The organism is Stieleria maiorica, assembly GCF_008035925.1.
In the GTDB taxonomy this organism is placed as follows: Bacteria; Planctomycetota; Planctomycetia; order Pirellulales; family Pirellulaceae; genus Stieleria; species Stieleria maiorica.
The window spans coordinates 5,903,577-5,914,829 of the sequence record NZ_CP036264.1 but is presented as its reverse complement, the minus strand read 5'-3'; the positions used below and the strand labels follow the sequence as shown (position 1 = coordinate 5,914,829).

Below are 11,253 nucleotides of genomic sequence, written 5' to 3'. Positions count from 1 at the left end.
CAGTAGTGGACGACGCGAGGAGTCCTTGCAGTTTGCGAGGGAAAAGGACTCGTCGCCTCGCCCACTACCGGAAAAGCCCACTACCTCAAAAAAACTATTCACTGGTTCCCAGCACCCTATTCCGGGAATGAAGAAGAAACGGTCCCCCAAAAAGTCCAGCCATGACGCGAGCCCCGTTTCGGTCCAGATCGCACGTCAAGCGATCGCGTTGACGATCGCCGGATCCGATCCCAGTGGCGGGGCAGGATTGCAAGCCGACCTCAAGGCGTTTCAGCAGAACGGCGTTTACGGCATGAGCGTGGTGACGCTGCTGACCGTCCAGAACACGATGGGGGTCAAGCGAGTCGAAACGATGCCGGTCGATCTGGTCGAGCAGCAACTGGAAGCGGTGGTGGAGGACATTGAGCCGCTGGCGATCAAAACGGGAGCGCTCGGCACGCCGGCAATCGTTCGTGCGGTCGCCGAGCGTTTGAAGTCCTATCACGGTGACGTGATCGTCGACCCGGTCTTGATCAGCAAGCACGGTGACCTGCTGGGTGGCGACAGTATGGTTTACGCGTACCGCAAGTACTTGTTTCCGGTCGCCACGCTGGTCACCCCCAATCGGTATGAAGTGGAGGCCCTGTTGGGGAGGAAGCTGACCGATCTTGATTCGATTTGTGATGCCGCGCACGAGCTTTTGCAATTCGGTCCCGAATACGTTTTGATCAAAGCCGGCGTGATCGATGGATTGCGGCACCACGTCTTGGCCGACCAGGAACAGACGATCAGTGCCGCCGTGAAGGATGTGCCGGGCAATCATGGGCACGGTGCGGGCTGCAGTCTGTCGGCGACCATTGCGGCTGCTCTGACACGTTGTGCTCGGACGCACCCGCAAGCGAAACGCGTTCGAGCGGCGGTGGAGTTTGGCATCGCCGCCGTCCACGCCGCAGTCACACTGACGCCCCCGTTGGGGAAAGGATGTCGCCCGGTCGAGCATCGTGTCCTGGACAAGGGGACGAGTGGCAAACTGGACTAGGCTCTGTCTGAACACGGCAAGGCCGTGGGCGATTCGAAAACGGGACGGGCTTAAGCCCAATACGCTGAGCCGTAGGTGCTAGCCTCGGGCCTTACCGCCGTGTTAAAAGGCGTATCACGGCCCACGGCTAGCGCCGTCGGCTCACTAAGCCCGTGCTATAGACCCCCGTCCCCTTTTCACTCGCTGGCAGCCTATCCCACGTCCGAAATCGGTTCGGTGGCGTTGCCGACAGGCGGCGCGGAATCGGGGACGCCGCGTACTTTCACAAAACCGGAAATCGCGACGATGATGGCCGCCAATAGGACCAGGACCTTGATCCAGGTGGACTTCTTGTCGCGGATCGGTTGCAGCTTGGCGCTCCGCCCGACCAAGGCTGCTGCGAGAAAGAAAACGGCCAACGCCAGCAGCATCTTTGTGCCCACCAAGGCGTGGTAAAGCGAGTCGCCCTGGTGAGCCGGCATGGCGCGAAAGTAGTTGTAAAATCCGCTGACGAGAAACAGCAACACGCCGAGGTGCACGAACCGCTTCCAACGCGAGGTCACCGAGCCGGCCAGTTGGGCGTGCGCATCGTCGCTGAGTTCTTTCGCCGATGGCATCAACACGAACGCCGTGAAAACGCTTCCGCCGACCAAAGTGATCGCGGTGCCGACGTGAACGATTCGTGAGACGATATCCAGGATTTCCATGGAGGCACTTGGAGCGTGGGGAAGTGTTTGCGCCCGCGGGGCGACCGGCCAGCGGAACACTGTACCGGCCCGCCCAGCAGGACGGAAGCCGATGGGCGGCCGCGGATTCGACGTGGCTAGTTTGCACTCGAATTTCACGCGACTCTCTCCTCGCTCGATCCTATAGGCACCAAGCTAAGACGACACCCACTTTGGAAGCATTGATGTTCAACACAACTTACAATGGCTCCCTTCTCCCCCGGCTTTGTGGGGGAGAAGGGAGCCATGCCCTAAACTGCGGACCAATTTGTTTAGACACCAATGCCCTGGAAGGGAGGGTGACTTCATACAACCGCACGACCGCTTCCCAAAAGGAACTGTCATCATCCAACGCCGGAACGGTTTCACTTCGCCGGAAAGAATTTCCGCAGCCTCTCCGCGTCGGGTTTGGGGGTGACCAAGGAGACGATAACGGTGGCCAGTGTGGATAGGATGAAAATCGTCGCCACCGGCATCGTGTGAATCGTCGTTTCGCCCAAGGTCAGGTCGACCGACCAGTTTTCGATGGCGCCGAATTGGGACGCTGCGAACAACCAGAACCAAACCGTTGCTGCGGTCAGCACGCCGGCATAGGCGCCCCACTTGGTCAATCCACGCCAATAGATCGCCAAAAACGCTAGCGGGAACAAGCTGCTGAATCCGCTGAAGCACCAGATGCCAAGTTGGAACACCCGCGTCTGGGCGATCGTCGTCAGACTCAGCAGGAACGTCGCGGCGACCACGGCAACGATGAACCCGCGCGAGATCATGACGATTTGCTGATCGCTGAATCGATTCTCGCGGCTGTAATGCACCACGATGTCTTTGGTGAACATCGTCCCGATACAAAGGAACTGGCTGTCCAGGCTGGACATGATCGCGGCCAGGATCCCGGCCAACAGGAACCCTCCCAGGACGTCTCCCGAAAGCGATTTGACCATGAAGCCGAGCACCTTGTTGGGGTCACTGGCGATCGGGGGCGGAATATTGATCAGCCCCGTCGTGGCCCAGACCCCGATCAGAACGCAGGGAATCCAGACGATCAAAATGAACACCGGGTGGGCGACCACGGGCAGCTTGAATGCATTGGCATTCTTCGCCGTCAGCCAGTGTTGAAACAGGTGCGGAAACATCCCGACCGAAAACGGAATCAGCATGTACGTCAAAAACAGCCAAGGGTCCATCCGTTCTCGCGTACGGAATTGAGCAGGGGCTTCGACGGTTTCGATTTGATCCGACAAGTCGACTTCGGCGCGCACCCGCCGCGCTTTGGGAATCTCTTGGGACACGATGTGCAAGGAATCCATCAGCCCCGATGGCGGTTCGGTACGAACGACTCGCTGGCCGTCACGTGTCTCGTGCGCACGTCCGTCGGCCACCGCTTTGGCGGCCAATCCCGTGGCGATCAAATAGAACGCAACGACGCCCAGCACCATGAACACGATGGTCTGGAAGGCGTTGGCCCATGCGGTTCCACGCATGCCACCAAAGAATACATACACCAGGACGACCACACAGATCACCAACTCGGTCAGCCAGGGTGGGATGCTGCCCGATTCAGTCAACATCGGAAAATCACCGCGTGTCGCACCTTCGATCGCTTTGCCGGCCGAGATGATTCCCACCAGCAGGTACGGGATCACCAGTGAGACCAGGATCGGGAACAACAGCAAGCCGATCTTGTCGCTGCCCAATCGATCGCGGAAGAACCCGATTTGCGTCGTGTAACCGTATTGTTTGCCCCACGACCAGAGTTTGATCCCCAGCAGGAAAAAGCAAAGCGAGTGGATGATCCCTGAAGATGACGCAAGCATCGCGTAGACGCCCACACCTTCGGCGAACGCTTCACCGGTCGATCCGACCAAGGCGAATCCGGTCATCGTGGTGCCGAACAGCGACATCAACAACAGAAAGGGGCCGATCGAATGGCTGGCAAGCAAATAGTCTTTCGACGTACCGCGAAACAGCCGCGACGAAAACAAGCCTAAGCAGACCAGCGCCGCCAAGTAGACTCCGATGATGACAACTTTGATGACTCCGGGGCTCATGACAACGCCTCCGCTTCCTCGGCGGTGGTTGCCGATTCAGTCATCTCTTCCAGGTCATTCGGCCAAGCGAACTTGGTTGCCATGAACCAGACGATGCTTGCTGCAACCGAGATGCCGGCGTGGTACGCCAAGGTGACGGGCAGGAACCCCAGCACCAACCGGTCGTTGTCCCAGTTCCATAAGTCGTGATGTAAGATGACCAGCAGGACAACAAGTCCCCAAACAAGGTATTTCATGAAGTGTGATTTAGGATTCTTAAAAAGGATTGTTGCAGGCGGCGAGAGCGATGTGCGTCAAATGAGACGTAGCTACTTTCGCCAGAAAGTGGATCGTTGTTGTCGCCTCGTTCCAAGGCTCCTCCTTGAAACACACTGCAGGTGTGGCTCCGGCCACACACACCGCGTCCGACCAGAGGCCGAGCCTCGGGAATGAGGCGTGGATGGGAGGGCATCACGCGCAGCCGAATTGTAGCGTGTGAGCGGCGGTCCGAGTGACGTTCGCCCGGCGGATTCTCGGTCGTCTAATTCGTGGCCGTTGGATTGGCGACGACGGAGACGTTGTCGATGAAGATTTCGGCATTGGTCGCGTTACCGAACAAGCCCGGACTGCCCTGGGTGTTCGGTGCCGGGTCGGTCGCGGTCAGCGTCCAATCCTCCGGTTCGGGCGTGCCTCGCGGCCAAACCTTGCCGTGCAAGACGACTTGTCCGTCTTCGCGGGTGGCTTGGAACTTCAGCGTGTACCAAGTTTCGGGTTTCCATTGATATGACACGCTGCGTGCCATCCGGTTTTGCGCCGGCCAGGTACGGATTTGAAGTTGCTGGTTGGCGCCCATCAGATCCAGCGTGTAGCGTTGGGCGATCAACCCCATGTCGGGCAGCTTTGAGGCCGGCCCCGCTTTGACGTCAGCGGTGATCGTGTAGTCGTGCATGTCGGTCGGCCCCATCCACGATTGGCTGCGTGTTCCCTTGGGGATGGTCGTGATTTTGACCAGCGCCGGGTCGCCGTCGACCTTGGTGGGTTCATGGCGATAGCGAGCACCGATCCAGGTGATCGGGACGGTGTTGTCGCTGAAATCGAACTGCCAGGGCAACGGGGTCACCAGACGCAAACGGGCCGTGGCCGTGGTGTTACCAAGCTTTGCCGTTACGATCGCTGCGCTGTGCTGGGAATGAATGTCGGGCGTGTGGAAGACGTGATCGGCATCCACTTCGCCGGCGCCTGCCACTTCGAACGCGACGTCGTCGGGAGTTTGCAGACGTTGGCCGAGCGCGTTGTAGGCGACGACTCGCAGCGGCAATGGCGATCCCCGACTGGCAATCGCCTCGGCCGGGATCAACTGCAATTGGCTGACGGTCGTGTCGGTGATGTTCGGATTGGTGGTCTCTGTCTCCGGCGCGACGTTCGGTGTGGATGCGATCGCGTCGTCGGACTCGGTGGCTAAACAATACAGGCCTTCGGTGGTCGGGAGATACAGTCGTCCGCCGGCGACGACCGGTGATCCACCGACTTCATGGCCCCGCGGCATGCGCGACTTGTAGACCGATTCCACGCCATCGTCGGTCGGTTTGAGAATGTGGAAGTACCCGGTCGCGGTGCAGGCATAGATCTTTCCGTCGGCATAGATCAGGCTGCCACGCATCGCGGTACCCAGCTTGATTCCCGCACCGATCTCCTCGCCGGTTTCTACGTCCAGCACGTGCAGGTGCGACGAATCCTCGACCACATACAGCCGGTTTCCGACCAGCAGCGGTGAGCTTTTTCCGACGGTCAGCTCGGCCGTCCGCCAGACTTCGGCCGACGGCCCGTCGAGCGTCGCTCGCGTTGCGTCGATCCGGACGACGGCTCCCATCGCAGTTCCGGTCGGGTTTTCTTCGCCGTGGGCCGTGTAGACTTGGCCACGGCCGTCAACGACCGCCGAAGTGTTGATACCGCGGCGCGAGATCGATTCCTGCCAGAGGATCTTTCCGGTTCGCGGTTGCATGCCATAAACGAATCCGTCGCCCGCGCCGGCGATCATCATGTCTTGTCCGTTGACCGAGATGATGACGGGCGTGCTGTACGTGGTGTCTTCCGGAAAGGGGCGGGTGGAGGTGATCCAAACCAAGTCGCCGGACGTTTTTTCAAACGCCATGAATCGATGGGCGGGGCGTGCGGTTTCATCCCAGCCTGTCGTGACGCCGCTGATGATCACCAAGTCTTCGAACACGACGGGCGTGTTGGTTCGGCCGCCGTAGGTGCTGAGCATCCCGAATTCTTCGCTCAGCGATCGGGCCCAAAGCGTCTTGCCGGTTCGTCCGTCGATGAATTGCAACAGACAGCAAGCACCGAGTGCGGTCACGTTGCCGGTCGCCGGGTCGCATGCCACGTTGGACCAGCCGATTCGCTCGGCCGGCACGTCGGACAGAAACACGTTGTAGACGTTTTCCCACAGTTGCTCGCCGGTGTCCGCGTCCAGGCAAATCACCTTCTCGGCGTCTTCGGGAGTGCCCGGTTGATCGCGGACGATCGTGTAGAGCCGCCCGTCGAAGATGACGGGCGTTGAGATCCCGGCGGCGTGCTCGTTCTTCCAGCGCACATTGCTTCCGGCACCGCCTTTCCAATTGACGTCATCGATCAGACCCGAGGCGTCGGCGATGCCGTTTTGAGCCGGCCCGCGCCAACGGACCCAGTCGGCCGAATCCTCGGCCACCGCGGCGGGCATGAGAAACAAAACCGAGAGGCAGCAGGAGAGAACGGTCGCGTCGCGAGTGTTGGACATCAGTGTGCTTGGAGGCGGGCTTTGAAAATCGGCGTCACAGACAGACGTTGGGAAAGATGCCGCGCGCGGCGCACGATCGACCTCCCGTCCCCGGTCTATTTTTCACGTCGGCCCGCAGCATGCACGAATCGTGCCAGAGACAGGAATAAAGCCACACCGTGACGTAGCTACGCTCGCCAGAGCGTGGGAGACGCTGTCGCGGGACACGCGCGGGAGAAACCACCTTCTGGCGAAGGTAGCGACATTCGACAAGCGGCCCACCCCGATCGCTCCGCCGCGGCTGGCAAATCTTTTTCCGATGCTGGCAGTTTCTTTGCCGCCCGGAAGCCATTTCCACGTCGTACATGGGCGTCGCGTGGGGGTCGCTGGATGTAGGCTTCGAAGGATCCACATTGGTACAAAACGTGCTCCGTCGCCAACCGCTCATTGACGCGCTGCGATCCGTTGCCGCGGATGAGTGTTGCTGTCTTGCTTGTGCCGCTTCATGAAACATGCCCTTCACCTTGAAATTCAACCGCAGCCGAACGATTCGAGTTGCGGGCCGACCTGTTTGGCCGCCGTTTATGCCTACTGGAACGATCCCGTTGATCTGAGCCAGTTGATCCGCGAGACGGGAGGCGGCGATGGTTCGGGGACGTTGGCGGTCCAATTGGGGTGCCATGCGCTGCGCCGCGGCTACGACGCCGAAATCACGACGTACAATCTGCACCTGTTTGATCCGTCTTGGTTCGATGCGGTCGACGGAACCGCGCCGGCGGATCGATTGTCGGACAAGCTCCAGGCGCAGCTTGACGCGAAACGCATTCGCAACGACATCGATATCCGACGCTTCGAAGCGGCGACCGACTATTACGTCGAATATCTGCGACTGGGTGGACGCGTCCAGATGCAGCCGCTGGACGATCGTCTGATCACAAAAACCTTGACCGCCGGCGTCCCGATCCTGTGCGGTTTGAGCGCGACGTATCTTTACCGGGAAGCACGTGAACGTCCCCAACCGCTTGATGCCGAGGGGCGCAGCAGTGTCGCCGATGATATTCTGGGCGACCCGGCAGGGCATTTTGTGGTGTTGCACGGGTACGACTGCGGTTCTGGAAACGTCTTCATTGCCGACCCGTTGCACCCCAATCCGATTGCACCGACAAACAACTATCTGGCTCCGTTGTCGCAGGTCACGTCCGCGATCCTGCTGGGCATCGTGACCTACGACGCAAATCTGTTGACCTTGGAACCTGGCTCGAAATCAAAAGGGAGTTTGGCTTGAACATCGTCCTTGTCGCCGAATCCGCCGACGACTGGATCGGCAGGTTCGAGGGCGTTCAAACGATTGATCCCGGCGAGTTTCTCTCGGGCCCCAACGGACGCATTCCGCGCGGGGCGAGAGTTTACAACCTGTGTCGATCGTACGCCTACCAAAGTTTGGGTTACTACGTGTCGCTGCTGGCCGAGGCACGTGGGCAACGCGCAGTGCCGGACGTGGTCACGATCCAGGACCTGCGTGGCACGGCGGCGGTGCGGCTGATCCCACAGCATCTTGAGGAGCTGATTCAAAAATCGTTGCATTCGTTGACGACCGACAGTTTTGTACTGAGCGTTTACTTTGGCGAGAACGTCGCCAAGAAGCACGCCCGATTGGCGAAAGAGCTATACGGACTTTTCCAGGCCCCCCTGTTGCGATTCAAGTTTGCACGTGGCAGCAAGTGGCGACTGCGCAGTGCGTCGGCGATCGCGCTCAACGATGTGCCCAAGCACCATCGCCAATTCGTTGCCGATGCGGCGCAGCGACACTTCACCCGCCGGAGCACGGTGCGCACCAAACGTCAGGTGACGCGCTATGACATGGCGATCCTGCACGATCCCAAGGAAGGCGATTTGGCACCGTCGGACGAGGCCGCCCTCAAAAAAATGGTCAAGGCCGCCGCCAAAGAAGGCATCGCCGCGGAGTTGATCACGCGTGAAGACAGCGGGCGTCTGCTGGAATTTGATGCGTTGTTCATCCGTGAAACGACCGCCGTCAACCACCACACCTACCGAACGGCCCGGCGCGCCCAGGCGGCGGGAATGGTGGTGATCGATGACCCATTGTCGATCCTCCGGTGCAGCAACAAAGTTTACTTGGCCGAGTTGCTTGATCGGGCCAAGGTCCCCACGCCGCGAACCATCGTGGCCACTCGAGGTAGCGCCGACGAAGTCATCGGACAGCTCAGTTTTCCCTGCGTCTTGAAACGCCCCGATAGCGCGTTTTCCAAAGGCGTGGTCAAAGTCGAAAACTCAGACGAGTTGAGGCGGCGGCTGGCCGAGTTCTTTTCCGACTCGGAGCTGTTGATCGCCCAGGAGTACATGCGCACCGACTTTGATTGGCGGATCGGAATTTTGGATCAACGCGCCGTGTTCGCCTGCAAATACCACATGGCGCGAGGGCACTGGCAGATCGCAAACCATGGTTCCAAGGGGACCAAGCCGAAATTCGGCAAGTGCGAAACGTTGCCCGTTGAAACCGCCCCGCGCAAAGCCGTCTCGGTGGCACTGAAAGCCGCCAATCTGATCGGCAACGGTCTGTACGGAGTGGACGTCAAAGAGTCCGATGGCCAGTTTTATGTCATCGAAGTGAACGACAACCCGAACCTCGACTCCGGGATCGAAGATGCCGTGCTCCGCGACGAACTTTATCGCAGGATCATGGAGTCCTTCATTCGCCGGATTGAAATTCAAAAGCAACTAGCAGGCGCGAGATAGGCATGGCAGACCGATTGAAGTTGTTCGAAGCATTCGGCATCGAACTGGAATACATGTTGGTCGATCGCGACACGCTCAACGTGCGTCCGGTCGCCGACGTGTTGTTGGCTTCTTTGGCCGGTGGGGAACCGACTTCAGAGTTTTCGCGTGGACCGATCACATGGTCCAACGAACTGATGTTGCACGTCATCGAGCTGAAAACGACCGATCCGGCCAAGAAGATTCGGCCGTTGCCGGGCCAGTTTGAAACAGCCATTCGAGATCTCGGGCCGGCCCTCGAGTCGCTGAACCTGCGTTTGATGCCCACGGCCATGCACCCGTGGATGGATCCGAAGGAAGATGCCGCGATTTGGCCGCACGAATACCACGAGATCTACGAAGCCTACGACAAGATTTTTGATTGCCGACGACACGGATGGGCGAACGTCCAAAGCGTGCACTTAAACCTTCCGTTCGCCGATGACGATGAATTCGCGCGATTGCATGCCGCCGTCCGATTGGCACTGCCCTTATTGCCAGCGCTGACCGCCAGTTCTCCCGTGGTGGAGGGTGTCTATACCGGCGATCTCGATTCGCGAATGCAGTTTTATGCCGAACATTGCAGTGCCGTGTCTTCGTTGGTCGGCGATTTGATCCCCGAGCCGATCTATGACCGGCCCACTTACCAGACAGAAATCTTCGATCGAATCTATCAAGACATTCGTCGCCACGACGCTAGTGGTGCCCTGTGCGGCGAGTTTTTGAATGCACGCGGAGCGATCGCGCGGTTTGATCGAGGCTCGATCGAGATTCGCGTGATGGATGTGCAAGAGTACCCCGGTGCCGATGTCGCGATCTGCGCGGCCGTGATCGCGTTGGTCAAGGAACTGGTGTCCGAGACTTGGTCGACGTGGGAGGAACAGCGAAACGTTCCAACAGCTCTGCTTCGTGGGATCCTGGATCAGGTCAGTGAACACGCCGAAAACGCAGTGATCCAATCGCCAGAAATGTTGAAATTGTTTGGGCATTCCGGTTCAAGCTGCCGAGCGGGTGATCTATGGGCCAAGCTGTTGAATCGTATGAAGCGACACGATGAAGTGCTGGACAGTTTGTTCGCACCGCTGGAAGTGATCACCGATCGGGGAACGTTGGCGACACGAATCGTTGCCGCGCTCGGCAAGCGATTTACGTTGGAGGATTTGAAGGCGGTTTACGATGAAGTGGCCGACTCGCTGGACCACTGGGGGCCTTTCGAGCCGTGAGTTCAGCCTCTGAGGTGGCACCGACGATCGTCGTGACCTGCGAACACGGCGGAAACCACGTGCCGCCGGAATTTGCTGATGCGTTTGACCGTCGCGATGCCAAGGCGTGGTTGGCCAGTCATCGCGGTTACGATCCCGGCGCTCTGGCGGCCGCCACGCATTTGGCGGAGCACTTCGGGGTGCCGCTGATCTCATCAACCACGACACGTTTGTTGGTTGATTTGAACCGATCGCTTGATCATGAAGCGTTGTTTTCAAAGTTCACGCGTGACCTGCCCGAGACGCGACAGCAGGCCATCCTGGACCAGTACTACCATCCCTATCGCGATGCGGTCACCAGCACGATCGATGCGATTGTCGGCCGAGGACAAACGGCCATCCACGTTTCCGTTCACACCTTCACGCCTCGAATCGCGGGCGTCTGGCGGCCGATCGATGTCGGCCTGTTGTTTGATCCCGATGCCGACGGCGAAGCGGAATACTGCCGGGAGTGGCAACAATGTTTGATGAAATGTCATCCGCGGCGGCGCGTCGTCATGAATCAACCCTACGCAGGTATCGACGACGGACTGACGACGGCGCTGCGAAAACGATTCGATCCGAAGCAGTACTACGGGGTCGAGATCGAAATCAGCCACCGGTTCGTCAAACAATCTCCGGATCGTCAACGAAAGGTCGTCGATGAATTGATCGGTTGTGTTCCGTGACGACCACGGCCGATGCGTTGCTTAAGCAATACGCTGAGCCG

At 59.2% G+C, this 11,253-nt stretch carries 9 protein-coding genes; 5 read left to right on the top strand and 4 right to left on the bottom strand.

The window, feature by feature from the left end; translation table 11 throughout:
• Positions 1 to 127: 127 nt before the first annotated feature.
• A complete protein-coding gene (gene thiD / locus Mal15_RS20195) occupies positions 128 to 1,018 on the top strand; it encodes a bifunctional hydroxymethylpyrimidine kinase/phosphomethylpyrimidine kinase (RefSeq protein ID WP_147869411.1) in 891 nt (296 codons plus the stop codon).
• 191 nt (positions 1,019 to 1,209) lie between these two features.
• On the opposite strand, the gene Mal15_RS20190 is transcribed toward thiD, so the two are convergent.
• From Mal15_RS20190 to Mal15_RS20175, 4 genes are all read right to left on the bottom strand, one after another.
• Complete coding sequence (locus tag Mal15_RS20190) at positions 1,210 to 1,704, bottom strand: hypothetical protein (RefSeq protein ID WP_147869410.1); 495 nt, start codon at positions 1,702 to 1,704, stop codon at positions 1,210 to 1,212.
• A gap of 383 nt (positions 1,705 to 2,087) precedes the next feature.
• On the bottom strand, positions 2,088 to 3,770 hold the full coding sequence (locus Mal15_RS20185) for a sodium:solute symporter family protein (RefSeq protein ID WP_147869409.1): 1,683 nt from the start codon (positions 3,768 to 3,770) through the stop codon (positions 2,088 to 2,090).
• Positions 3,767 to 4,006, bottom strand: coding sequence for a DUF3311 domain-containing protein (locus tag Mal15_RS20180; RefSeq protein WP_147869408.1), 240 nt, complete (start codon positions 4,004 to 4,006; stop codon positions 3,767 to 3,769). Before Mal15_RS20180 ends, Mal15_RS20185 begins: the two co-directional genes overlap by 4 nt.
• Before the next feature lie 284 nt (positions 4,007 to 4,290).
• Complete coding sequence (locus tag Mal15_RS20175; protein WP_233903561.1) at positions 4,291 to 6,471, bottom strand: outer membrane protein assembly factor BamB family protein; 2,181 nt, start codon at positions 6,469 to 6,471, stop codon at positions 4,291 to 4,293.
• Between the two features lie 541 nt (positions 6,472 to 7,012).
• Here Mal15_RS20175 and Mal15_RS20170 point away from each other — a divergent pair.
• From Mal15_RS20170 to Mal15_RS20155, 4 genes are read left to right on the top strand one after another with little or no spacing between them, the layout of a single operon-like run.
• Positions 7,013 to 7,792 (top strand): cysteine peptidase family C39 domain-containing protein, encoded by a 780-nt coding sequence (locus tag Mal15_RS20170; protein WP_147869406.1) that lies wholly within the window; start codon positions 7,013 to 7,015, stop codon positions 7,790 to 7,792.
• Positions 7,789 to 9,264, top strand: a complete 1,476-nt coding sequence (locus tag Mal15_RS20165) for a RimK family protein (RefSeq protein ID WP_147869405.1) — start codon at positions 7,789 to 7,791, stop codon at positions 9,262 to 9,264. The genes Mal15_RS20170 and Mal15_RS20165 overlap by 4 nt, the downstream gene beginning before the upstream one ends.
• Positions 9,265 to 9,266: 2 nt before the next feature.
• On the top strand, positions 9,267 to 10,505 hold the full coding sequence (locus Mal15_RS20160; RefSeq protein WP_147869404.1) for a carboxylate-amine ligase: 1,239 nt from the start codon (positions 9,267 to 9,269) through the stop codon (positions 10,503 to 10,505).
• Positions 10,502 to 11,212 (top strand): N-formylglutamate amidohydrolase, encoded by a 711-nt coding sequence (locus Mal15_RS20155; protein WP_233902913.1) that lies wholly within the window; start codon positions 10,502 to 10,504, stop codon positions 11,210 to 11,212. Before Mal15_RS20160 ends, Mal15_RS20155 begins: the two co-directional genes overlap by 4 nt.
• The last annotated feature ends 41 nt before the right edge of the window (positions 11,213 to 11,253 follow it).